We start from the raw sequence: 25,156 nt of genomic DNA, 5'->3' as shown, positions 1-25,156 counted from the left end.
CGATGTCAAAACCTGTATATCTTGGAAAACTGCTTCTCCACTGGTGCAGTCATTGCAATGTACCCGTACTTGGGAAAAAATGCAGTTGTGGGGAAAGCACTCAAAAGGTAGAGGTCACCCCTCCTGGAGATATACGTCCGGCATTCCAGTACGACATCGATCATATCAATGCCGTTTCACTAAAGCAGTTCAACGCACCACTTATACCGGAAGGTCATCTTGTTGTAATGAACAAAGCTCCATACGATGACAGGATGGAAGAGATCATCGTTGACGGAGAAGTTCTCGCAAGCATCCGTTTTGAGATGGAAAAACTACAGTGGGTATTATTGCCAAGACTGCCCGGCGCAAGACGTCTTTTCGAAGGAAAGGACCTCAAGGACATGAAGGGATGGGTTGTACTGGACGGCGGAGCCGTGAGTTTCATATTAAAGGGTGCAAGCGTACTTGCACCGGGGATCGTTGATGCCGACCCGGACATACAGATTTCCGATGAGACGGTCGTACTTACCCCCGAAGGAGATATCATAGCTGCTGGTCGTGCACGCATGTCAGGTGCCGATATGCTGGAACACAAGCGTGGTGTCGGTGTCAAGACCCGCTGGAAAGGCAAGCCTGAGAAACTGAACGTTCCGGAAGGTGGACAGACCTGGGACGATGCCGTGAAGGCGAACTCTGATATCCTCGAACGTTTTGAGGAGAAAGCACATTCATTTATCAAAAACGTTACCGAGACCGTTAAAAAACCGGTCACTGTGTCATATTCCGGTGGCAAGGACAGTCTTGCAGTATTACAACTGACAAGTGAATGCCTAGAAGATTTTGATCTCCTCTTTGCAGATACCGGACTGGAATTCCCTGAAACCGTAGAGAATGTAAAAGAGATAGAAGAATTATACAGGAAACCACTCAGGACAAAAGCTGCAAAGGAAGCTTTCTGGGATTCCGTGGATAATTTCGGACCACCATCTGTGGAAGCACGCTGGTGCTGCAAGGTATGTAAGCTCGGCCCCATCACACAGATAATCGAAGAGAACTACGAGAACGGATGTCTCACTTTTATCGGCCAGAGAAAGTATGAGTCCGATGCCCGGGCAAAGAGCGAACGTGTGTGGAAGAACCCCTGGGTAGGAAACCAGGTGGGCGCATCCCCGATACAGGACTGGACCGCAATGCATGTCTGGCTTTACATATTTAAGACCGGAGTACCATACAATGTGATGTATGAACGCGGTTTTGACAGGATCGGATGCTGGCTGTGCCCGTCCTCATCACTGGCAGATCTGGTGCGTTTAAAGGAAACCCACCCAGAGATGGAAAAGAGACTTAATGACTACCTGCTGGAATATGCAGAGCGTATGGGACTCTCAAAAGAGTGGGTGGACCATGGATTATGGAGATGGCAGACCCTACCACCTGCCATTGCAGAAGTGGCAAAGCAGAAAGGGATCAATATCATACCAAAGAGCAAAGTAAAGGGTAACCTGAACTTTGCTGTGACCTCAGGATACAGACCATGCCGCGAAGGCGGGATGTCTGCAGAAGGCAGTTTTGGCATTGCACTTGATATGGAGCTAATTGAGAGTACCGGACAGCTCCGTGCTGCCGGAAAGCCTGCTTATATCGAAGGGGTCGCTTCAGTACAACATGGAGATGAACGTGCACAGATATTCGCCTCGGGAACGATCACTGCAAGAGGCAATGACGAAAAGAGTGCACGCAAGTTCATGACCAATGTGGAAAGATCGGTCAGGCGTGCCCTGAAATGCATGGGTTGTGGAGTCTGTGTGGGACAATGCCCCAACAATTCCATCACCATCAAGAACGAAAAAGCGGTCATTGGAAAGACATGCACCCACTGTGGCGCCTGCATTGATATTTGCCCTATCGTGAAGTTTGGCTGATGAACAGGACCAATGTACCACATTGCACAACCAGAACGTTTATACATAATATATAACAACATAATTTGGTGATTTTTTGGTAAAAAGAGCACTGCTGAGCGTCTCTGACAAAACTGGAATCGTAGAGTTTGCAAGAGGACTTGAGCAACTGAACATAGAGATCATATCGACCGGCGGAACTGCAAGGATGCTCCGTGATGCGGGTATTGAGACTACCGATGTCTCAGAAGTGACAGGATTCCCTGAAATGATGGGAGGTCGTGTAAAGACCTTACATCCAAGGATACACGGCGGGCTTTTGTGCCTGAGAGAAGATGCTTCACACATGGGAGAGGCAGAAAAGGAATCCATAGAGCTTATCGACATGGTGGCAGTCAACCTTTACCCCTTTGAGATAACCGTCTCAAAAGAAGGCGTTAACCTCGAAGAGGCTATCGAGAACATCGATATCGGCGGACCTACAATGTTACGTTCTGCCGCAAAGAACTACTCCTCTGTAGCCGTTGTATGTGACCCTGACGATTATGGACACATCCTCAAGGAATTAAGGTCAACAGGGATAGTATCCGACCAGACAAGGGAAGGGCTTGCAGTCAAGGCATTCCGCCATACTGCAGACTACGACAGCACCATTGACACATACCTGAGCAAAACACTGCTCGGAGAGGACGTTCTTCGTATGAACTTCACCGACGGCGTCAAGCTTCGTTATGGTGAGAACTGGCATCAGGAAGCAACATTTTACAGAGAGAAGGGGATCGAAGGACCTGCACTCTCAAATGCAAAACAACTGCATGGAAAGGAGCTTTCCTACAACAACTACGTTGATGCCGACAATGCACTCCAGACGATCAAAGAGGTCGGGAACAAGAAACCTGCTGTTGCTATTGTCAAGCACAACAACCCCTGCGGACTTGCAACTGGAAATACCCTTAGTGAAGCATTGCAGCACGCATGGGACGGCGATCCGATATCCGCCTTTGGCAGTATAATCTGTACGAACACCGTATTTGACATGGAATCCGCAGAGTTTCTCAAAGGCAAGTTCGTAGAGATCATCCTGGCACCTGGATTCGAGCACAATGCACTTGAATACCTGAAGGAGAAGAGCGCAAACCTTCGCTTGCTTGAGCTTCCACAGTTCAACGAGAGCTTTGATACAGACAGCACCTACAAGTATGTCATTGGAGGAATGCTGAAACAGCAAAGGAACATCGGTCTCTACGAGAAGTGGGAATGCGTTACAGATACACCATACCCTGAAGAAAAGCGTGAACTGTCCGAGTTCTGCATTTGTGCCTGTAAGAGCACAAAGTCAAACTCTGTAACTCTGGCATATGAGTACAGTGAAGGATGTTTTGTGATGCTTGCAATGGGTGCAGGACAGCCAAACCGTGTTGATTCCATCCGCAAGCTTGCAACCACAAAAGCAAGAGAGAACCTGGAAATGATCTACGAAAGGGAAAAGCCGGACATGTCATTTGAAGAGTACTGGGAGTCCATACTTTCCGAATGTGTCATGGCATCAGATGCTTTCTTCCCATTCGACGACAGCATAATCCATGCTGACGAAAGCAAGATCAAATACATCATATCCCCAGGCGGATCGATCAGGGATGATGAGGTAATTACAACTGCAAATCGCCTGGACATATCTATGGTCTTCACAGGAATGAGACACTTCCTGCACTGAAAGACCAAAAAGAATGCGTACACAGGTATGCATTCTTCCAACCATTTTTTTATTTTTCTTTTGACCTTTTTCTGGAGCCACCTTTTCCAAAGTTGTTTCAATTACGTCTAATTGTATTTCAGTTAAAATATTAGAACAATTGGTTATAAACCAAATATTTCGACACCATATGACCTCATAATGAGAATATTGATCAATTGTATTTCGAAGATCCCACCAATGTTTCAGAAATGTTTAAATAAAAATTCCTAAACTATATATACAATTGATACACAATCAACCTTGGAGTTGATGCAACTGAAATCAACAGGGTTACTGAGCATTTTAACATTTTCTGAAAAACGAAAGGACCTTCTGTTCCTGTTAGAAGAAGGACCTCGATCATTATCCCAGATAAGGGAACATTTTAACGTCAGCTCACCGGAGATATCCCCCCGATTAAAAGAAATGATAGCTGCAAACCTTATCTGCAGGGATGAAAAAGAGTATTTCATAACCCCCATTGGCAGAGTTGCAGCCAAATACCTGAGACCACTGGTTGACACACTTTGTTCAATAGAGAAAAATGAGGAATTCTGGAAAGAACACATTCTTGAAGGTATCCCACAATATCTTCTTAACAGGATAAGTGAGCTTGATGAATGTACGATCCATGAAGAAGGTATTGAGAACATATATGATTCTCATAAGAACTTCCTGGACAACATTGCCGAATCAAATGAGGTCTGCGGCGTATCTTCAATATTTATACCCATGTATCCCGAATTCTTCGCAAACCTTGCAAAGAACAATGTTCCCACATCCCTCATACTAACCAAGAACGTCTTTGAAAAAGTTAAAAATGAGTACACAGAAACGATGCAGATGTACCTGGATTCGGATAACACAACACTTTACCTGATCGATAATGCTAAAGTTGCGTTCGTTGCGACTGACAACTTCTTTTCCCTGTCACTCTTTTTCAAGAACGGGAGCTATGACCCACAGAGAGACCTGATGGGAACCGGGCAGACCATTGCAGGCTGGGGAAAAGAACTCTTTGAGCATTACAAAAAAGAGGCCAGGGAAATTACATCCCTGTAAATGCCTTTAATCCTACCATCATACTTGATTCACCATCTACAACGAACAGGCGCTTGTGCATTCTGCCCTTTGACTCATTTTCCGTAGGTACTGTGAACCGACTTATGCAGATCATTCCTGCAATGAAGCTGTAAACCAGAATAATAGGTTCATAGGCAATGGTCTCTGAAAGTATCAAAATCCCCAGAAGAGAATGGGAGAATAGATGCATGCCCAACAGGAGACCACGGGTCCTTTGTGGTCCAAGACTCACAGGCAGGGTCTTGATACCTGCAAGAGCATCACCCTTGATGTCCTTGAAATCATAGACAGATGAATTAACGAAAAGTTTGATCCCAAAGAAAAGGAAAACTGCGATCACAGGGAAAAGACTTTCAGCATACCAGCCTGCAATACCGGCAATGAAGGCACCCCATGTTGTACCCACAACAAGATTTTTCACTCCAAGACCGCCTTTTAGTTTCAAATGATGTTTGCCGACCTTTAGTCCTTTACTGTAAAGATAACCGGTAACAAGAGGAAGGAATGCGAGAAGCAGTATTCCATCGAGGAACAGGAAATAAGCACCTGCTAAAAATGCAAGCAACGAAACGAAAAGTGCTACATCCCTTCTTGCACCTGTAAGCTCGGACCTGTTGACAGCATCCTCTTCTGAATCAAGCGCACGATCCAGTGTGTATACAGCATACACGACCAGGCCACCTGCTATACAGGAGAGAATGTTACATTGCATCTGGAGCAGAAGGAAAGCAAGATATATCCTTAAAGCCCCGGACATCGAGACCAGTGTGGAACTGTTCAAGAGATGAAGGGTTGGCCACAGCCCCGAAATGTCAGGCAAAACAAGATTATTGTTGTTACTGTTGTTGTTTTTTGGATAGCTCAACTGATTTGTGGAAATAACTGTTTTTTCAGCCATGAGTATAACAGTAGTGGACTTCCAGATATTATTAAGGTAAAATAGGATTATACCATTGAACTAACTTAGACAACTCCACTAAAAGATAACTAAATCACTAATATATACCCGTGAAAAAATAACTACTAATTACATCATACTAACCAAATGAACATCATTTGGGAAGGATTAAAAAAAGCAGAAAAACGAAGAGTTCGGGATGTTCGAATGAGTGATTGAACGACCACATCCTGATAACTCAAGAGGGTGAAAATGAAAAACTATTGTCCTGCAATATCCGCAGAGATTGAAAGATATACAGATGGAGATCAGCAGAGATATACCATAAACTGCTGCAAAGAATCCTCCAGCCTGACGAACATGTGGAAACTAAAGATGATGGATATACGATCTCGATCAAACAGTCCCTTTGAACCACCCATGGACGTGCCATTCGGATCTAATTCACATTACTGGACGGACACGAATGGCCTGAACATACAAATCGGCTCCTGCGACACAAATATGATCGGATATTCAAGAAAAGTGATCAGCAAATTTATTTCCACCATCTTTTTACAGGAATTTCCAGATATGGAACCTGCAAATGCCAGAACTTTTGGTAATGATCTTGCAGATGAGATCAACATGTTAGACCATATGGATCCCGGGAAGGACAACGCCAGAATGATCAGGATCGAATGGTCATCCATGGCACTTGTTTTTTTCTACAATGAAACACAGCCTAATGATACCATACCCCTATTGATAGACGATCGATGCCACAATATCCGTAAAAAGAGATAATACGGAACTGTTTTATAAGGTGTTTTCTTTCTCACCACCAAACCTTTCCGAGGAAAACACCAATGAACGCCAGAGCCCGGATGCTTGCAGAAGAAAGCATCTCAAAGGTCCTTTTTAAACTTTCAGTGCCAGCAACCATAGGAATGGTAGTTCAGGCACTTTACAACCTTGTGGACACAATATTTGTCGGAAGGGCACTCGGGGCTGAGAGTGTACAGGGAATAGCAGGCATTACAATAGCATTCCCTATCCAGATGATAATAATGGGAGTGGCACTTACAATTGGACTTGGAAGTGCATCCATAATATCAAGAAGCCTTGGCTCAAAGGACTACAAACGTGCTGATATTGCACTTGGGAATGCCATATCTGCAATACTGGCACTCAGTATACTTATCACAGTACTTGGAAGTATTTACATCGTACCCCTTCTGAAACTGTTCGGTGCTACCGATACCATCCTGCCGTTCGCATTTGACTATACGAGAATAATATTGTACGGAACAATCGTTTTTGCATTCTCAATGACAGTCAATAATATAGTTCGTGCAGAAGGCAATGCAAAGGTTGCCATGCTGACAATGCTCATATCTGCCGGACTGAACATAATACTTGACCCGATATTCATTTTCGGACTTGATATGGGAATCGAGGGTGCTGCCATCGCAACCGTAATATCACAGGCTGTCAGCGCCATCTATCTGGTACATTATTTCAGCAGTGGAATGAGCAGCCTGAATTTCCATGCAAGTAACCTCATTCCTCATCCGGACGTTTTCAGGGAGACCATTACCATCGGAGCATCCTCTTTTGCAAGAAGTGCATCAGGAAGCCTGATGATCATTGTAATAAACAACACACTGGCGATCTATGGAGGAGACATACCCATAGCAGTCTTTGGTGTTGTCAACCGCCTTTTCATGTTCACCTTCATGCCAATGATAGGCATAGTGCAGGGACTCCAGCCTATTGTAGGATTTAATTACGGTGCAAAGAACTTTGAGAGGGTCATCAGCTCAACGTTGCTTGCCATAAAGGTCACCACCGTGATATCAATAGCAGGATTCCTGTTGCTGTTCCTCTTCCCGTCCCAGCTGTTCAGCATCTTCACCACAGACCAGCAATTGATAGATGCGGGCAGATCCGCCACACGCATCATGGTGCTTGCAGTTCCATTCATCGGATTCCAGATAGTAGGGGCATCCATCTACCAGACCCTTGGAAGAGCCTGGCCAGCATTCATACTATCCATCAGCCGTCAGGTCCTGTTCCTGATACCCCTTGTGTTGATACTGCCAAGATTTTTCCAGCTGGAGGGAATATGGATAGCGTTCCCGATATCAGATGGACTTTCATTCCTTGTGACCTTTGTAATGCTGGCAAAGGAATACAGCGTTTTCAAAGGTATCCGCGCATAATATAACGAGGAGACGTCCTGAAAATTATTTGTATTCGTTGTTGTTGTTGTCCCACCACATCCTGACCCGCATAGTATCACCAAGGTGCAGGATGGAACCATCCTCGTTCTGAGGCAGGACCGTACCCAGATATTCCCTCAGGATCTCCAGTTTTTCAGGAGTATATGCCCGGTAGTGCGGGATGTAGTGTTTTACAGCTTCCTCCAGTGAAGAAAAATACATACTTCGCTCGATAGGGAACACATTCATGTTAGGATAGATGCCCATATCGTAAAGAACGTTGTACATTATGTTGCACTTGGGAGAACTGTGATATTCCTCGTTGTGAAGGGGAGCCCATATGGCACGATACTGTTCATCCCAGGATGTTTCTCCTGCAAACCAGTAGATGTAGACGCAACCACTGGAAACTGCCTGTATCTTTTCAAAGGCATGCCTGATATCGGGAACGCTCAATGAATAAGAAGCAATGACAACATCATAGTCATCACCTATCTCTTCGACATCGATGTCTTCCCAGCCTTTGTGTATGCACTGGATGTTGTCGATGTTCATCTCAGCAATATTTTCCTCCAGAACGGACATCATACCATCAGAAGGTTCGACAGCGACCACTTCCCTGACGCGCTTTGAGATAGGGATTGCAAGTGCTCCCGGACCTGCACCGATATCAAGAACACGTGAATCAGGTTTAAGGTCGATCTCTTTCAGGGTATGGTCAACCCGGGCAGCGCCTTTGTCCCGGGACATTTCCCAGTACCTTCTGGCACTTTCTTTGGTTTCCCAGATATCCACCTTTTCCGATGAGCCAGCAACTTCATTATAGAGCCTCATCTGTTCTTTCCAAACTTCGTTCCAGTCAATTTCGCTGATATCCATGGACAGGAATATGGGAAGTCATCAAAAAAAGTTTTTGCTACAAAAAATTAGGGGCGTATCTCAGAAAATGTAAATATTCAGAAGATGAGGAACCTTAGAAGAATGAGTATTAAGAAGAACAAAATGAAAACGAAGAACGAAGAAGAAGAGGAAAGAGAACTATGCATGAGTCTCCTTTCCTTAGCAAATACAAGGTGCTTTATTAAAGTTTTTCAGCGATCTGAACAGCATTCAAAGCAGCGCCCTTGAGTATCTGGTCACCACATACAAAGAACTCAAGACCGTGGTCACCGAAAACAAGGTTCTGTCTTATCCTGCCAACTTCCACGTCATATTTTTTGGTGGCAGTCAGTGGCATCGGGTAAACGTTGTTCTCAATATCATCTTTTAGTTCGATTCCCTCTGTTTCGCCTAATAGCTTCTTTGCATCTTCCGGAGAGATCGGTTTTTCGGTCTCGATCACTATGCTTTCCCCATGAACCCTCATCGTTGGGATCCTTACACAGGTGCAGCTGATAGCCATGTCAGGTTCACTGAATATCTTTCTGGTTTCCCAGACAACCTTCATCTCTTCACGGGTGTAATCGTTTTCCTGAAAACTGTCAATGTGTGGAATAGTGTTGAAAACGATAGGATGAACAAATACCTTGTTCCGGGCCTCCTTGCCTTCCAGGTAATTCCTGGTTTCCTCTATCAGTTCGCTCATTCCGGCAGCTCCGGCACCGCTGGTAGCCTGGTAGGTACTGATTATGACCTTCTTCAGAACATATTCCTTGTGGAGGTTATACAGAGGAATGGCTGCAATAGCAGTTGTACAATTCGGATTGGCGATCAGCTTTGAGTCCCCGATAGCATTGGCATTGATCTCAGGAACCACCAGTGGCACTTCATCATCATATCTGAAAGCACTGCTGTTGTCGATCACATAGCAGCCTGCATCTGTTGCCTTTTGGGCATTCTCCTTGCTCCAGCCTCCGCTGATCGCAAAAAATGCGATGTCAAGCTGCGAATAATCTGCCGAGCCGGCGTTTTCAATAGTGATCTCACCAAAAGGTGTCTCGATCGTCTTACCTGCACTTCTCTCTGATGCATAAAGTCTTAGACTTTCCACAGGAAAGTTCCTGTCATGAAGAACTTCGATGATTTCCCTGCCCACTGCACCAGTAGCGCCCATAATTCCTATCTTGTAACTCATTTTTCTTCATCCGTTAGTTGCTGAGAGTCCATGAAAACCCTGAGTTTCTTTATTAGCATCATTTATGTGAAATTGTGTGAACTTTGCTTTTGGAATCTCAATGTTTCCCAAATTGATCTGCAATTCCACTTATCAGTGTTTTTTTGCTATATATCATACACATAGAAATAGCCTATCCTTGTATTTTAGTTGCTCTAACAAAAAAGATAGAGGAGATTGTAAGGCCCACAAAGATAGACCATAGTGAACTACTCCACGCTTACGCATGGAGCTTCCTGCTTCATTCTTTGAACTTATGTTCACAAGTCCACAGGCTCTTCCCCTCGTTCCGAAGGTGTCAAATATTTAGTAGATTTTGATTTTGAAGTGCAAACTTCTTGATATTGATAGCGGCATTGATATCTCGGTCATGTTCTGTATTACACTCAGGACAACTCCAATATCTATCTTTCAAAGTCATTTTACCATTGTGGAAACCACAAACATTACATAATTTCGAAGATGGCTCAAATTGACCTATCTTTAATAGTGTCTTTCCGTACTGCTCTGCTTTATATTCGAGTTGTCGAAAAAACACACTCCATGAAACATCACCGATTGCTTGTGCAAGACAATGGTTTTTTAACATGCCCGAAATATTCAGTGTTTCTACTGCAATTGCTTGGTTCTCGCTTATTAATTTATAAGAAGTTTTGTGCAGAAAATCAGTTCTCTGGTTTCGGATTTTTTCATGAAGTGTAGATACTGCAAGTCTAGCTTTATTTCGGTTCTTTGAACCCTTTTGTTTCTTACTCGTCCGCTTTTGTAAGATTTTCATCCTATCCATACTATTTCTAAGGTGTTTGGGATTGTCGATTTTTTCACCATTGGAAAGTATGGCGAAGTGAGTAAGTCCAACATCGATTCCCAATGTTGATTTTTCATCGAACATTTCTTTTTCAGGCAATTCTTTTCCATCATCTACTAGAATACTGATGTAGTATTTTCCAGTAGGGGTTATTGATACCGTAGCGGTTTTTAGTTTACCTTCAAACTTCCGATGCAACTTTGCCTTTATCGGTTGTTTCAACTTAGGAAGTTTGATTGTATCAGTTTCAAAATCCACTGAATAATGTTGTGGTATCTGAAATGATTGTACGGGATTTTTCCTTGATTTGAAATTAGGAAATCCTTTTTTCTCTCTGAAAAAGCGAGTGAAAGCAGATTCGAGATTGATAAGTGTATTTAGTAATGATTGGGAATTGACTTCTTTTAACCATTCATTGTTTGGTTTCAGGTCATGAACAAGTCGATGCTGTAATTCAAATCTCGACAAGTATTTTTTATCAACTTCATACGCTTTGTTTTTCTGTTCTAAAGCCCAATTATACGTAAACCTACATGCACCAATATGTTTTACAAGAATCTCGATTTGGGATTCAGAGGGGTACAGTCGATATTTGTAGGCTTTAAGCATCAATATACTATATGTTTTAACAATATATCAATGTTTTGTAAAATAATGGTGTATGCGGATAGTACGCCTTTCATCCCCCACCTTACAGAAGGGACTTCTCGGCTGAAAGTTAAAGCTCATCCGAGGCAAAGGTCGAACCCGCCCCGAATTCCATCCGGCAACAGTAACATTATTGATACATCTAAATACAATGCAAACTAAAGAATAATAGAGGAACATGAGGTCGATAACATCTTCGCGAATGCGGGCAATCGATGCTAACTGTGAATATCTTGGGCTCAAAGGACTGCAACTGATGGAAAATGCAGGAGCTGCCATTGCACGTGAGGTAAAGGAACGTATCGGTAGCGGAAAGGTCATATTCATTGCAGGCAGGGGGAACAACGGAGGCGATGCGTTCGTTGCTGCGAGACATCTGGCATCCGATCCGGATGTAACAGTATATATCGCACTTGTGGGTAATGCAACCCGCATAAGGACAGATGATGCAAGACATAACTTCAATATACTCAAACACTGCAATATAGAAGGAATAACTGAGATCACTGATGCATCACAGCTTAAGAAAAAAGGATGGATCGACGATGCAGATATTATCGTAGATGCACTACTTGGAACCGGGATCAGTGGAAAACTGAGAGAACCTGAATCCACCGTGATCGATATGATCAACGATTCAGATAAGCAGGTAATAGCTGTTGATGTACCATCAGGTTTTGACCCCGACGGCGGAGATATTGACAAAGCAGTGATAGCAGATATTACTCTCACTTTTCACGAAATGAAGACAGGACTTACAACGTCCCTTGCCAGAGAATATACTTCCGAGGTTAAAGTTGTCAATATCGGGGTGTGTACCGATGCAGAAAGATATGTAGGCTCAGGTGACCTGAAAGTCCTTCAAAAACGCCATGCAGATAGCCACAAAGGCAACTCAGGCAGGATACTTATCATTGGCGGCGGGCCTTATTCCGGTGCACCGGCACTTGCAGCCATGGCAGCGTTACGAACAGGTGCTGACATTGTTACCGTCGCTGCTCCTGCAAGTGTTGCAGGGACTATTGCATCATATTCCCCTAATATAATAGTAAGACCACTTTCATCAGATGTCCTTTGTGAAGAGGATGTGGGAACGATCGCTGAACTGATAACATCACATGATGTGGTGGTCATTGGAATGGGGCTTGGAAGAGCAGAACGAACAAAAACAGCGATCTCAAAGATAATACCTTTCTGTAAGAAAGTGGTTGTAGATGCCGATGGTCTTTATGGTATAGAACTGCCTGTCCCCGAAGATACAACAATGATCATCACCCCGCATGCAGGGGAATTCAGATCACTTGGAGGTCACGGGGCAGATGATGTACAGGCATTTTCCAGAGAGAACGGTCCGACCGTACTTCTTAAGGGTAAGGAAGACACCATCAGCAACGGAGAAAGGGTTGCCATCAACAGTACCGGTAATGCGGGAATGACGGTGGGTGGCACTGGTGATGTGCTCGCAGGGATCTCAGGAGCGCTCTTTGCGACCAGTTCTCCAATGGAAGCAGCATGTTGTGCGGCTTTTATCAATGGTGCAGCAGGAGACCTTGCATTTGAAGATAAAGGATATGGATTGCTTGCTACTGATGTTATAGACAGGATCACAGACGTCATGAAATAAAGGGAGTGGTAAAATGGATAAAAGTAGAAATATAACAGTAGATATTGAAAGGAACAGGGTACGCATAGTTGTCAGCCATGGTGAAGATGAAGAGATCGTGAAGCTTTCAATCGCCGAGGCACAGGAGCTACTCACAAAGGTGGGAGATGCTATCGAGGACTATGAACAGAGAAAACAGGTGCGTATCGACTAAGTGGAGAGAAGTATCAGATGCAGGAATTTAGCCATATAAAGGACGACCGTGCATACATGGTCGACATCAGCAACAAGGACATTGTGAGCAGGTATGCAACGGCTTCCGGAATGTTTGTTCTTACGGGGGCGACCATCGAGAGTATCAGAAGTGGAACCGTTAAAAAGGGAAATGTCCTTGCAACTGCAAGGACCGCTGCCATATTCGCGGTCAAGAGAGTGCCCGAAATGATACCCATGTGCCACCAGATACCCATCACCTCAGTAGATGTGGAATTTGAGGTTGGGGATACAGATTTGACAGCCAATGTTGAGGTCAGGTCTGTGGGAAAGACAGGAGTTGAAATGGAAGCCCTTACAGGAGTTTCCGTGGCCCTTCTTACTATATGGGATATGGTCAAATCCGCTGAAAAGGACGATACAGGCAATTATCCATCTACTGCTATCAAAGACATACATGTTGTAAAGAAAGTCAAGGAACAACTGACAAACCAATGACTTTTAATGGTTCAATGTAATAAAGGGGAATTATTGTTAATAACACTTGATCACTATTAATAAAATTATACTGGAGAGGTACATTCTTTGAAAATCATAGCAGGACCTGCATCACAGTTGCTCGCATCACGGGTTGCAAGAGAACTAAATATGGAACCGTCGCTTTGCGAGTTCAACCGTTTCCCCGATGGAGAGGTTTACACAAGAGTACTTGAAGACATAGTCGATGATGTCACGATCATCCAGAGCACACCCACTGATTCTGACCTTATTTCACTGTTGCAGTTGATAGATGCATGTGAGGATGCACCCACTATCACCGTGGTCATACCCTACATGGGCTATGCCAGACAGGACAGGATCTTCAAATCCGGAGAGGCCATCAGTGCACGTGCCATTGCCCGCACCATCAAAGCGGACAGGGTCATCACCGTCAATATTCACGAGAAGAGCGTACTTGAACATTTCAGTGCTGACTCTTTCGATCTTGATGCATCCCACCTTCTGGGCAACTACATCAGATCACTTAATCTGGAAAACCCCTTGATCATTTCCCCTGATGCCGGTGCCATCGCACTTGCAGAAAGTGCCTCCGAAGATGTGGGCATCGAATACGACTATCTTGAGAAGACAAGGCTTTCCGGAGATACGGTCACCATCAAGACAAAGAACATCGATGTCACCGGCAGAGATGTTATACTGATAGATGATATGATCGCAACCGGCGGGACCATGGCAGAATCAATCAAATTGTTACGCAGCCAGGGTGCAAAGGACGTGTACATCGCATGCGTACACCCGGTGCTCACCAAGAACGGTGTCCTGAGACTTTACAATGCAGGCGTACATGAGGTCATTGCGACCGACACGCTGGAAAAAGCACAAAGTCACATCAGTGTTGCACCTCTTATTGCAGATTTCCTGAAGAAATTATAAAAAGACAACAGACCCGGAGTGGTTTTACATGGTGTTACCCGAAATATGCCCATTGGACAACGAATTGCAATGCAAGGGAAAGAGCTGCTACCTATTCCATGTGGATTGGAGGACAGGCGAGGAGAACTGTACCATCGGGTACCGTTCAACTCACAAACAAGGCAACCGGTCAGACGTCGTGTCCGACAACTATGCCGAAGAAACCCGCATGCGCCTTGGATATAAACCGGAACCAGCTCCGGAAAGGGCATATGAAAGGGAACCTGTACAGCCAGTTGCCAGAGTTGAAAGGGAAGAAACGGCCCCTATCAAGCCTGTGATAGAGGAAGAAGTTGTGATGGAGACCGAACATACAACGGTGATCCACTCACATGAAGCTGTTGTGGCAGAACAGACAAATGAAGATATAACTGAGACTTCTGAAAAGGAAGATAATGCAGCAAAAAGCAAGCTTGACAAAATGATGAAGTTTGATGACCTTCCTGAAGATTATGAGAAGGAGTTCTGGAACTAAAGTTCCGGATGACTTCAGCTCATCCAACATATCGAAGAAGTAAGTATTTTAGAAGTTCTTCGGCTTTTTTTACTTTATTACTTTTTTTAAGACACACGCCCATATTATATAATAAGAAAACATCTTTTAAGGCAGATGCAAAACGAATTGGTCAGCGATATCTACGAGGCACTTCTCGGGATGATCGGTCATCTGCAATGGTGGCCCGCTGATACGCCTTTTGAGGTAGTGATCGGTACAATACTGACACAACAGACAAAATGGACAAATGTTGAGAAGGCCATAGGTGCTCTCAAAAGGTCCGATCTGATAGAGCCTGAACAACTGGCAAATGCAGATGTAGAGCATATTGAAGAGCTTGTCAGATGCTGCGGTTTCTACCGCCAGAAAGCAAAACGCCTGAAAGACATTGCACAGTTCTTCACCACAGAAGGAATGGATAACATATTCCAGTTACCTACAGAGGAACTGAGAGAACTTATGCTTTCCCTGAACGGCGTAGGGAACGAGACTGCGGACAGTATTGTTCTCTATGCTGCAGATAAACCGAAGTTCGTGATCGATGCCTACACCACCCGTATCATGAAATGCATCGGAATTGAAGGCAATTATATGCAACTTCAAAAGCTGTTCGAGACAGAACTTCCATCAGATGTACCACTATACAAAGAATACCATGCTTTGATAGTAGAATATGCCAAGAACTACTGTGGAAAGAAACAATGTGATGATTGTGTTCTCTTGCATAGCTTCAAAGACAAAGAGGTAAAGAATGGATAAAAGAACCTATCTCCGGATATATGAAAATGTAAATGATCCGGAAAACATCGATGATCTGGCGATGCAGTTCAATGAGCCTGCAGGAGTTATTGCTGCAATACTTAACCAAAAAATAGTCTCGAAGGTCAAGAGGAAGATGCATAGCCTCCAGAGCAAGAGCAAGAACTATCTCTACTTGTGGAACAAAGGCATAAGCATAATTGTACTGGCAAAGGACAACGAAGTTCCGGCTACTCTCATGGCTTCAGTGATCATCAAGGAGCTTGGCTACTCTAAAAAATATATCCTGAAACACCTCGATTCACTGGAAGATAAGCGCCTGGCAAGAGAGATAAGCGAAGCTATCAATGAAGATCATTTCTTTTCCCCTGAAGCACATAAGGCCCAGTCCATTCGGGGTAAAATGGGAGAAGACATTATTGAAAAATGGCTTAACTACAAGGAACTTGCTTACAGCACCGAAGAAGACCTGAGGGAAATGGGAATGCAAAAGACCCCGGATTTCCTGCTGGATGAGCCGATCTACGTTAATGATGTGGAGATCCTCTGGATAGAGAGCAAGGCAATGTTCGGGGATGAAAGGGAGCATGCACATTATCTCAAAAAACAGTTCCAGTACTACGAAAGGGATTATGGCACAGGAATGGTGATATACTGGTATGGCCACCTTGATAGTATCACAATGGATGGGAATATCATACGTGACCACAGTTTTTACAGGGGTTCCACCCCTGAGATCAATATGGATATTGAAGAACTATTAAATTCGAGCATTTAAGCTCATATTATTTCCAAAAAATTCACTTTTTCTTTAGAGGGGCCATGATGCTCATTGTGTGAACATGGTAGATCTCTTCATCTTCATAAGCCACAGCTCCTTCTGTAATTGAACCATGGGTACCCATCACCTCAAGCATGCTACCTACCTCATCAAGGAAAGGTTCGCGCAAATTGCTCATTTCAAAGATATCGATCAGAGCGCTTATTGAATTCTTTTGTGGTGTAGCTGTAATACGAGTCATTATAGTAAACTTCGTTAGGTACTATTAAAATCTGCCGAAATAGGAAATTTAGGCTCTCTTAACAAAAACATCCTTTTCAAAGCATCATACCTGCTATATTTATCAGGAAACCTGCCAGCAGTGCCAGACAAATAGTGAACATGGAGATAACAGCAGTATCTTTCCAGCCAAGTTCATGTTTTAGTATTGCAATGGTTGCAACACATGGAATATAGATCGTTGTTATGACCGCAAATGAGTACATCTGTAGCGGAGTCAACACCTGGACAAAGTTTGCAGTACCGGCAAGCACCGCCAGTATTTGCAAAGCCATTTCCTTTCGGAGTATACCAAAGATAAGAGCAGTTGCTGCAAATGCAGGCAATCCAAATAAGCCTACAGATACTGGCTCGACCGCATTCTGGAACATATCCAGGACACCTAGTGAATCAAGCAACCCAAGCAAGGCACTTCCTGCCACCAGCAAAGGGAATGCTACGTAAACGAACTCACGCACACGCAACCAGGTCTTCTGCAAAGTAGCCCTCGGGTCAGGCCTGCGCAATGGTGCCATCTCCATTATCAGACCGGTCTTTTCACCTGAAAGCCCTTTACCAAGGACCCAGCCAGTGCCGAATATGATCACAAGTTCAAGTACATATATTGAAATTGCTGCCCAGTAACCCACAAAAGTTCCCACAAGTCCCAGAATGATCACAGTTCTTGCAGAGCATGGTGTCAGCGCTATCAGCACCGATGCGATCCTTCTTTCACGCATGGTATTGAGAGCCCGGGTGGACATGATCGCAGGCACATTGCATCCCAGGCCAAGGACCAATGGAATGATCGCCCTGCCGTGAAGACCCACTTTGTGGGTCCAGTTATCCAGAAGGAAGGACGCTCTCGTCAGGTACCCCGAATCCTCGAACAATGAGAGGATAATGTAGAACACCGCAATATATGGGATCGCTATAGCAAACCCGGCTTCAATTCCCAGAAGAGAATATATAAAGACATTCCTGAAGATCGGAGATGAATCTGCAAGCATCTCCTCCACAGGGAAGATAAGGTAAGTTTCAAACAGAGAGACTATTCCCTCTTCAAGGAAACCACCTAGTGTAAATACAACAAAGAATGTAAGTAAAAGAGCAATGATAAGACCGGTTATTCCCACATACTCAGAGGTCAGCAGAGAATCGATCTTTTCCTTGAACGTGATCTTGTGCTCGAACTGGGTCCTGACCCGATCAACGATGTATCCTGCTTCCCCATACAGATCGCGTGCAATGGTATCCGATATCTGCATCTCATGAGCCTTTTCGATATCTTCGGTGATGGATCCGGAAGTCGCAAGCAAAAGATCGGCATCATGAGGACGGCAGCTCAATTTAACGAATTCTTCATCCCTTTCAAGAGCCCTGACCTTGATGCCATAACCGATCTCCGGGAAATCTGCATCCAGCCTTTCGATGGCACGAAGAATATGATTGTCATAATGTACCCTGCGTCTTTTCTCAGTTGAAATTTCCTCGTCAAGCGCTGAAAGAACAACATCATCAAGTCCAAGGCCTTTGGTAGCAACTGTTGGAATTACAGGCACACCCAGATAATCTGAAAGCTTCTCAACATCAATCTCGATACCCATCTCTTTTGCAGAATCCATCTGGTTTAAGGCTACCACCATAGGGATGTCCAGTTCCAGAAGCTGCAATGTAAGGTAGAGATTCCTTTCAAGTCGGGTGGCATCCACAACATTGATGATAACGTCCGGATATTCCCTCAAAAGATACCTTTTTGAGACCTTCTCATCTTCCGTGGAAGCTCCCAGGGAGTATATTCCCGGCAAGTCCACGACATCCACTTTCTTAGAACCTGCATTGATACTGCCATGCGTCAGTTCCACTGTGGTTCCCGGGTAGTTTGCAATGACCACGCCAATACCTGTAAGGCGTGAAAAAAATGCACTTTTGCCCACACTCGGATTGCCCACAAAGGCCATCGTCATATCATATTTGGAAGAGATCGCCCTTTCAGTAACAACGTCGGAACCAGAATTAATTTCTACCACTTCCACGCGGATATCTCTTTCTTGCACCCAGACGTACAAAGATCTTCCTGGCGATCTCGTTTCCAAGAGCTATCTCTGTTCCGCGTGTCAGGATAGAAGTTGAACCTTGCTTCTGCTTACGCTTGACATCCACACTTTCTCCGGCTATCAGGCCAAGAGATACCAGTCTCTCTTTGGAAGAATCAGGCAATGTCATCATGACCACTGTTCCACTATCCCCTTCCTTGAGATCGGACAATGCAACATAGTTCTCTTTGAAAAGACAGCATTCGTCCTCATCAACAGGATTGCAGTCAATGTTATTACTTCCCAGAAACTTGCACATGCTTTCCACAACAATGTCCGATACCGCATGTTCAAGACCACATGCTTCGTTGTGTGAGACCTCGGGGTCTATCTCCAGAACATCCGAGAGGAACTTTTCGATCACATGATGCTTGCGCTTTAGCTTTTTTGCCTGCAACAGACCGGTATTGGTCAGCCGGACACCATGATATGGCTGGTGATCAACAACTCCTTCCTCTGTGAGTTTTTGCACCATTTCGGAAACTGCAGCCTGCGATACGCCAAGCTCATCAGCTATATCTTTATTCTTAACAGAAAGTTCGCCGTTATTACTAAGTGAGAGTATCGTTTCAAGATATTCTTCAATGCGATCTGCAGTCATTTTCGTTCACACTATAATGTAATGAGTGGCTATAACCCATGATTTAGATATATAAATTTTGGTTCTGCATACCGAAAATTATTCGATTCCATAACCATCTCAGATAACAAAGACCATTGCAACAACAACAGTGGTCCAGAAGCCATTTTCATCCCCCTGGACACACTGGCAATAGTGTGTCGTATCAAATATGTGACCACTTGCCTTATAGACCTGCTCACGCTCTTCCCAGGCAGAGTCAGCATCGAACTCGACCCCCAATGTTGTAGCGAGCATGGTTGCTGCCAGGTCCTCAGCATAGATCCCTGCGGTCCTCTCATCCTCCCCGAAAGAATGATGCTCGGAAATGTAGCCGTAATCCTTGCTGTTGACAGGAACAGCATTCCCGATGGCTGCTGCTATCAAACGTCGTGGTTCATCCGTCTGGTTCTTTGCCATGACACAGTAAACGATCTGACCGGGCTTAAGATCACCAAGACCCTCTTCCTTTGAAACCACATCACAATTTGGAGGCAGTATGCTAGAAACCGTCACAAGATTGAACTTCTCGATCCCACCGTCCCTTAATGCAAGCTCAAATGAAGCCAGCTTGTCCTTATGGACACCGGTACCTTTTACCACAAATGCTTTTTTCGGGATCATAGAGAAGCCTATTAAAGAGAAAGATAAATATGTTTCGATAGACTTTCTGCCAGAAAGCAGACCAACATTTATATATGATTTCGAGATTCCATCACCCCCATACTTAACGGTGATCTTTAATGGTAAAAGTGAAGGACCTAAAATGGAAACAGGATATGCGAGTGTCAGAGCTTGTCGATTCCTACGAATTCATCGGATTCCAGAGCGTTGAGCTCCAGCGGGCATCCGAAGTTATAGTGAAGATGAAAAAGGATTCTGCAAAGGTATTCCTGACATTTACCTCGAACATGGTCACCTCCGGTCTGAGAGGGTTCTTTGCCCAGCTTATCGAGCTGGGAATTGCTGATGTCATCGTCACCACCGTAGGCGGTCTTGAAGAGGACATAATGAAGGCCACAGGTGAAGATTTCCAGATAGGCTCGTTCCAGACAGATGATGTGGAACTGCACGAAAAGGGCATCAACCGTGTGGGAAACCTGCTTATCAAGAACGAGAGCTACATGAACTTCGAGAGCCTTATCGAAAGGATACTCAAGAAGCTTTATGAAAAACAAAAGCGCTGGGCTGTTTCCGAGATGCTGCGTGAGATCGGGCTGATGCTCGATGACGAGAACTCGATCCTCTACCAGGCAGCAAAGAACAATGTCCCTATATTCTGCCCGGCCATCACCGACGGTGCATTCGGTTTCCACTTATACCTGTTCCAGCAGGACCATCCTGATTTCATGGTCGATGTTGTAAAGGACTTCGGCAACATATTGTTCGCAAGTAGCTTCGATGATCGCAAGGGCGTCATCGCACTGGGCGGATCGATATCAAAACACCATGCTATCCTGAGCACACTCCTGAACGGAGGTGCCGAATACGCAGTATATATGACAACTGCCCACCGCACCTCGGGAAGCATGTCCGGAGCAAACACCAACGAAGCAAAGTCATGGGGAAAGGTCAAGGACGAAAGCGATGTTGCCACTGTTATTGGAGACGTGAGCATCACATTCCCTCTTGCCATGATACATGCACTTGATGAGCTTGCAGAGGACGGTCTGCTGGAAAGCCTGAAAAAGAACAATGAGGACAGCGGAGTGGTCAAATGAACAGTTCAACCATCCCGTCGCCAAAATTCACATTATCAAAAAAGGTTGTCCTTGAGCAATACAACAAGGTCAGGGAAGTCGTGGATATCCTGGGTTTCAGCTCCAAGACGAACCCAAGGGTCAGCCCGATGATCGAAGAGAACACCGACGGATTCCTCAGCGTGCACATGATCAACGAGCTCAAGCACGTAAAGGATATGTCAAGGGTGCTTTTCCTGGCACAGGGCTGGACCTCCGGGATCGTAGAAGACCTCTATGAAAGAGGCATTCGCTCCTTTGCCGTTGACAATGAGTTCGACCTTGAGATCCTGCTCTCAACAATTGAACCCACCGACTGGAAGATCACACTTTTGCTCCGCTTAAAGCTCAAAGAGCATTCCCTGAGGACAGAGAGGTATTTCGTTTTCGGCATGAGCTCCGATATTATCAACGAAAGGGTAGCACAACTTAAGGACACTCCCCACATCGAAAAACTTGGAGTGCACTTCCACAGGAAGACCCAGAACGTCAACGAGTGGAAGATCCAGCAGGACATCGAGGACGTCCTGTCAGAAGAAACGCTTGAAGCCATCGACATTCTCAACATCGGAGGAGGTCTACCCTCAGAATATGCCAATACCAACGTTGATGTGATCGGAGGGATCTTCAGGCGCATCACCGAACTTCGGGAATGGTTGCATGAGAAGGACATACAGCTTATGATAGAGCCGGGAAGGTTCATTTCAGCACCTGCCGGAAAGCTCATCACCTATATCACAGGTGTCTATGACAACAACATCATTGTGAACGCTTCCGTCTACAACAGTGACATGGATGCGATCCTGGTACCTGTAAAACTGAGAGTTGACGGCGAGGTTGGCAACAATGCCGGCAAACCTTATGTTATCAAGGGCTGCACACCGTGCTCAATGGATCTTTTCAGGTACCGTGTGTACCTAAAGGACAAGCCGAAGATCGGTGATGAGATCGTGTTCATCAATGCAGGAGCCTACAATTTCACTTCGAACTTCTGTGATCTGGAAGAGATCCCTACAGAAATAATAGAATGATACTCAGTTGTCAGACCCATAAGCAGGCAGACTGATCATCCACAAATACCATTGCAGCCACCACGGTTGTCCACTATCTTTTTTATCCTCGGTTGCTGCATCGTAGCAGCAAGACCTTCAGCAAAAGGAACATGTTATATATAAAATAAAACATGCAGATATTCCTCAGATCCAAAAATAGCTTTAAACATATCAACACTTATACTGATCAGATAACACACATGGTGATAATTAATGGCAGAGATCAAACACTGGGCAGAAGTCATTGCTGACGAAGCTCTGGAAAATGGGACCAAACACAGGATATCCACAGGAATCACACCTTCCGGCCACATTCATATTGGAAATATGAGAGAGGTCGTAACCGCAGATGCAGCATACAGGATGATCGTAGAAAGGGGTGCTGAGACAGAATTCATATACATGGCCGACAACTTCGACCCGCTTCGAAAAGTCTACCCTTTCCTTCCGGAAAGCTATGCAGAACATGTCGGAAAACCAATTTCCGAGATACCCTGCCCATGCGGAGAATGTGAAAGCTACGCAGAGCACTTCCTCAAACCTTTCCTTGAAGGGCTCGAGAGACTTGGAATCCACCCAAAGGTCTACCGTGCAGACCAGCTTTACAAGAGCGGCAGCTTCGTTGAAGCCATCAAGACAGCACTTATCAAAAGGGATGATATCGCAAAGATCCTCAAGGAAGTATCAGGAAAGGATGTTTTGCCTGAATGGAGCCCATTCAACCCTATCTGCCAGGAATGTAAAAAGATAAATACAGCAGTTGTCACCGGATTCGATGCAGATGCTGAGACGGTCGATTATGAATGTCCCTGTGGTCATTCCGGTACCGTTCCAATGGCCGGAGGCGGAAAGCTCACCTGGCGTGTGGACTGGCCTGCAAAATGGAAGATGCTGGACGTGACAGTTGAACCATTCGGAAAGGACCATGCTTCAAGAGGTGGTTCCTATGATACAGGAAAGAGGATCGTTCGTGAGATATTCGACCACGAGCCACCACAGCCTATCGTCTATGAGTGGATCATGCTTGGAAAGAAAGGTGCAATGTCATCATCCACCGGTGTCGTAGTATCAATCTCCGACATGCTCAAGGTCGTGCCGCCTGAGGTATTGCGCTATCTTATCATGCGTACAAAACCTGAAAAACACATCAAGTTCGACCCTGGACAGCCACTGCTGACACTTGTGGACGAGTATGAACGCCTCAACGCCAATCCTGAGGTCGAAGGTCTCAACAAGCGTGTGCTGGAACTCTCACATGCAAAGGGCATCTGCCACACCGATATTCCTTTCAAGCACATGACAACCATCTTCCAGGTGGCACATGGTGACTTCGAGAAGATCATGAAGATCGTGGAACGTGCAGGCTACGACACCACCAACGAGAAATGTATCAGGGAACTGTCAGCCAATGTATCCAACTGGCTTGAGATGTATGCACCACCGTTTGCAAAGTTCAGCGTAAAGGATGAACTCCCTGAGCAGACCGCAACACTCTCTGATGTGCAGAAAGCATTCCTTGGAGCATTATCCGAGATCATTGAAGCCAGCGGAGAACTGACAGGCGAGGATTACCATAACCTTGTCTATTCCTCAAAGGAAGCAGGCTCTGACCTCCATCTTAAGATCGTGGAAAAACTTGGCGTAGCTGATGATGAGCTGGAGATCAATCCTAAAGAGATGTTCAAGGCGATCTACACTTCAGTACTTGGCCAGCAGTCAGGACCTAAAGCAGGATGGTTCCTGTCATCCATAGACCAGGACTTCCTCGCAAAGCGCTTCAGCGAAGCATCAACATACAGACCATAAGAAAATGACACAAGGACCGGCATCCTGCCCTCATTTTTCAGCATGGGACAGGGAATATTCCCATGTCAGATGGGGTGGGGCAGCACCGATCGAACCGATCCGCTCCCGCATCCCGGACGGATGCCGCATTCTTGATGCAGGCTCGGGGAAAGGTCGTCACCTTCTCCCCTTATCTAATTTTTACGATTGTACAGGCATCGATGTGTCCCCCACAGCACTGAAGGCTTCAAGGGAATATCTTGCAAAACGTGAACGTGAAGCACACCATGTCGTATCTTCAATAACAGATCTTCCTTTTGCAGACAACAGTTTTGAAGCGATCGTTTGTTTCGGAGTATTGCAGCATCTCTTAGAAAACGAACGTGAAAAGGCGGCCAGTGAGTTTAAACGAATATTGAAACCCGGCGGTACGATCTTCCTGGAGGTCTTCGGGATAAAGGATATGCGATATGGAGGAGATGCCGTTGAACCCCATACATTCATCCGCCAGAGCGGGATAATCTACCACTATTTTACAAAAGAAGAATTGCAGCATCTTTTCCGGGACTTCGGGATGCTGGACATCAATGATGTAATTACGGAAAAAAAGTTCAAGGGCGAGTCACACACCCGCCATATGGTCAACGGAACTATCCAACTGGCATCAGAAGAAGATACCAAGATAAGCTAAAAGCACTATCAACAGTGCCCCAACAACTCCTGCGAATGCACAGACCAGTATCACAACCCATGAGAAAGCAATATTCAGACCCAGTGCAAAGTTGGCGATCAGAAGGAGGACCACACCCAATACGGTGTTCACCACCATGTTCTTGACAGTCTTCAGCACCTTGTATAGAAGAAGAGCTATGATGATAGCTACCAGTACTACTACAAATTCCATTACCAT

Annotated in this window: 25 protein-coding genes; 16 read left to right on the top strand and 9 right to left on the bottom strand. The window is 45.0% G+C overall.

Features of this window, described 5'->3' with window-relative positions; all coding sequences use genetic code 11:
• Positions 1-2 precede the first annotated feature (2 nt).
• The 3 genes from BMX02_RS03630 to BMX02_RS03620 all read left to right on the top strand — a co-directional run bounded on the left by BMX02_RS03630 (position 3) and on the right by BMX02_RS03620 (position 4,680).
• Positions 3-1,904 (top strand): phosphoadenosine phosphosulfate reductase domain-containing protein, encoded by a 1,902-nt coding sequence (locus BMX02_RS03630; RefSeq protein WP_091689256.1) that lies wholly within the window; start codon positions 3-5, stop codon positions 1,902-1,904.
• Positions 1,905-1,980: 76 nt separating this feature from the next.
• Complete coding sequence (purH, locus tag BMX02_RS03625; RefSeq protein ID WP_091689254.1) at positions 1,981-3,597, top strand: bifunctional phosphoribosylaminoimidazolecarboxamide formyltransferase/IMP cyclohydrolase; 1,617 nt, start codon at positions 1,981-1,983, stop codon at positions 3,595-3,597.
• A 291-nt stretch (positions 3,598-3,888) separates the two neighbouring features.
• Positions 3,889-4,680, top strand: coding sequence for a helix-turn-helix transcriptional regulator (locus tag BMX02_RS03620; protein ID WP_342210513.1), 792 nt, complete (start codon positions 3,889-3,891; stop codon positions 4,678-4,680).
• On the opposite strand, the gene BMX02_RS03615 is transcribed toward BMX02_RS03620, so the two are convergent.
• Positions 4,667-5,599 (bottom strand): UbiA family prenyltransferase, encoded by a 933-nt coding sequence (locus tag BMX02_RS03615; RefSeq protein ID WP_091689252.1) that lies wholly within the window; start codon positions 5,597-5,599, stop codon positions 4,667-4,669. The genes BMX02_RS03620 and BMX02_RS03615 overlap by 14 nt on opposite strands.
• 252 nt (positions 5,600-5,851) lie before the next feature.
• Here BMX02_RS03615 and BMX02_RS03610 point away from each other — a divergent pair, with 252 nt between their 5' ends.
• Positions 5,852-6,385, top strand: a complete 534-nt coding sequence (locus tag BMX02_RS03610) for a hypothetical protein (RefSeq protein ID WP_091689251.1) — start codon at positions 5,852-5,854, stop codon at positions 6,383-6,385.
• 62 nt (positions 6,386-6,447) lie between these two features.
• Positions 6,448-7,803, top strand: coding sequence for an MATE family efflux transporter (locus BMX02_RS03605; RefSeq protein ID WP_091689249.1), 1,356 nt, complete (start codon positions 6,448-6,450; stop codon positions 7,801-7,803).
• 24 nt (positions 7,804-7,827) lie between these two features.
• On the opposite strand, the gene BMX02_RS03600 is transcribed toward BMX02_RS03605, so the two are convergent.
• From BMX02_RS03600 to tnpB, 3 genes are all read right to left on the bottom strand, one after another.
• Positions 7,828-8,682 (bottom strand): class I SAM-dependent methyltransferase, encoded by an 855-nt coding sequence (locus BMX02_RS03600; RefSeq protein WP_091689247.1) that lies wholly within the window; start codon positions 8,680-8,682, stop codon positions 7,828-7,830.
• A gap of 202 nt (positions 8,683-8,884) precedes the next feature.
• Entirely contained in the window at positions 8,885-9,877 is a 993-nt protein-coding gene (locus BMX02_RS03595; protein ID WP_091689245.1) for an aspartate-semialdehyde dehydrogenase, read from the bottom strand.
• A 337-nt stretch (positions 9,878-10,214) separates the two neighbouring features.
• A complete protein-coding gene (tnpB, locus tag BMX02_RS03590; RefSeq protein ID WP_091689243.1) occupies positions 10,215-11,333 on the bottom strand; it encodes an IS200/IS605 family element RNA-guided endonuclease TnpB in 1,119 nt (372 codons plus the stop codon).
• 217 nt (positions 11,334-11,550) lie between these two features.
• Here tnpB and BMX02_RS03585 point away from each other — a divergent pair, with 217 nt between their 5' ends.
• The 7 genes from BMX02_RS03585 (at position 11,551) to BMX02_RS03555 (ending at position 16,694) form a co-directional block, all read left to right on the top strand.
• Entirely contained in the window at positions 11,551-12,996 is a 1,446-nt protein-coding gene (locus BMX02_RS03585) for an NAD(P)H-hydrate dehydratase (protein WP_091689241.1), read from the top strand.
• Positions 12,997-13,009: 13 nt separating this feature from the next.
• Complete coding sequence (locus BMX02_RS03580) at positions 13,010-13,189, top strand: hypothetical protein (RefSeq protein WP_091689239.1); 180 nt, start codon at positions 13,010-13,012, stop codon at positions 13,187-13,189.
• A gap of 17 nt (positions 13,190-13,206) precedes the next feature.
• The gene (moaC, locus tag BMX02_RS03575; protein ID WP_091689237.1) at positions 13,207-13,686 is read left to right on the top strand and encodes a cyclic pyranopterin monophosphate synthase MoaC; all 480 of its coding nucleotides are present in this window, start codon (positions 13,207-13,209) and stop codon (positions 13,684-13,686) included.
• Between the two features lie 87 nt (positions 13,687-13,773).
• Entirely contained in the window at positions 13,774-14,622 is an 849-nt protein-coding gene (locus BMX02_RS03570) for a ribose-phosphate diphosphokinase (RefSeq protein WP_091689235.1), read from the top strand.
• Between the two features lie 28 nt (positions 14,623-14,650).
• Complete coding sequence (locus BMX02_RS03565; protein ID WP_091689233.1) at positions 14,651-15,136, top strand: hypothetical protein; 486 nt, start codon at positions 14,651-14,653, stop codon at positions 15,134-15,136.
• 135 nt (positions 15,137-15,271) lie between these two features.
• Positions 15,272-15,916, top strand: a complete 645-nt coding sequence (locus tag BMX02_RS03560) for an endonuclease III domain-containing protein (RefSeq protein ID WP_091689231.1) — start codon at positions 15,272-15,274, stop codon at positions 15,914-15,916.
• On the top strand, positions 15,909-16,694 hold the full coding sequence (locus BMX02_RS03555) for a C15orf41 family protein (protein WP_091689229.1): 786 nt from the start codon (positions 15,909-15,911) through the stop codon (positions 16,692-16,694). Before BMX02_RS03560 ends, BMX02_RS03555 begins: the two co-directional genes overlap by 8 nt.
• 22 nt (positions 16,695-16,716) lie before the next feature.
• On the opposite strand, the gene BMX02_RS03550 is transcribed toward BMX02_RS03555, so the two are convergent.
• The 4 genes from BMX02_RS03550 to BMX02_RS03535 form a co-directional block, all read right to left on the bottom strand.
• Positions 16,717-16,938, bottom strand: a complete 222-nt coding sequence (locus BMX02_RS03550) for a hypothetical protein (protein WP_091689227.1) — start codon at positions 16,936-16,938, stop codon at positions 16,717-16,719.
• A 76-nt stretch (positions 16,939-17,014) separates the two neighbouring features.
• Positions 17,015-19,012, bottom strand: coding sequence for a ferrous iron transport protein B (gene feoB / locus BMX02_RS03545; RefSeq protein WP_342707194.1), 1,998 nt, complete (start codon positions 19,010-19,012; stop codon positions 17,015-17,017).
• Positions 18,972-19,652, bottom strand: coding sequence for a metal-dependent transcriptional regulator (locus BMX02_RS03540; protein WP_091689225.1), 681 nt, complete (start codon positions 19,650-19,652; stop codon positions 18,972-18,974). The genes feoB and BMX02_RS03540 overlap by 41 nt, the downstream gene beginning before the upstream one ends.
• 99 nt (positions 19,653-19,751) lie before the next feature.
• On the bottom strand, positions 19,752-20,294 hold the full coding sequence (locus tag BMX02_RS03535; protein ID WP_091689223.1) for a pyruvoyl-dependent arginine decarboxylase: 543 nt from the start codon (positions 20,292-20,294) through the stop codon (positions 19,752-19,754).
• A gap of 119 nt (positions 20,295-20,413) precedes the next feature.
• On the opposite strand from BMX02_RS03535, the gene BMX02_RS03530 reads away from it, so the two are divergent.
• The 4 genes from BMX02_RS03530 (at position 20,414) to BMX02_RS03515 (ending at position 24,937) form a co-directional block, all read left to right on the top strand.
• Positions 20,414-21,391 (top strand): deoxyhypusine synthase family protein, encoded by a 978-nt coding sequence (locus BMX02_RS03530; RefSeq protein ID WP_091689221.1) that lies wholly within the window; start codon positions 20,414-20,416, stop codon positions 21,389-21,391.
• A complete protein-coding gene (locus BMX02_RS03525) occupies positions 21,388-22,440 on the top strand; it encodes a decarboxylase (RefSeq protein WP_091689219.1) in 1,053 nt (350 codons plus the stop codon). The genes BMX02_RS03530 and BMX02_RS03525 overlap by 4 nt, the downstream gene beginning before the upstream one ends.
• 234 nt (positions 22,441-22,674) lie before the next feature.
• A complete protein-coding gene (lysS, locus tag BMX02_RS03520; RefSeq protein ID WP_091689217.1) occupies positions 22,675-24,267 on the top strand; it encodes a lysine--tRNA ligase in 1,593 nt (530 codons plus the stop codon).
• Between the two features lie 4 nt (positions 24,268-24,271).
• Positions 24,272-24,937 carry a class I SAM-dependent methyltransferase gene (locus tag BMX02_RS03515; protein ID WP_091689215.1) on the top strand — a complete coding sequence of 222 codons (666 nt, stop codon included), beginning with the start codon at positions 24,272-24,274 and terminating at the stop codon, positions 24,935-24,937.
• Here the strand turns inward: BMX02_RS03515 and BMX02_RS03510 are convergent.
• Positions 24,911-25,156, bottom strand: a complete 246-nt coding sequence (locus tag BMX02_RS03510) for a pro-sigmaK processing inhibitor BofA family protein (protein WP_091689213.1) — start codon at positions 25,154-25,156, stop codon at positions 24,911-24,913. The two genes, BMX02_RS03515 and BMX02_RS03510, sit on opposite strands and share 27 nt — an antisense overlap.

This window comes from Methanococcoides vulcani, from assembly GCF_900111645.1.
Classification (GTDB): domain Archaea; phylum Halobacteriota; class Methanosarcinia; order Methanosarcinales; family Methanosarcinaceae; genus Methanococcoides; species Methanococcoides vulcani.
Note: the sequence above shows the minus strand (reverse complement) of the source record. Positions and strands in the feature narration are given on the sequence as shown.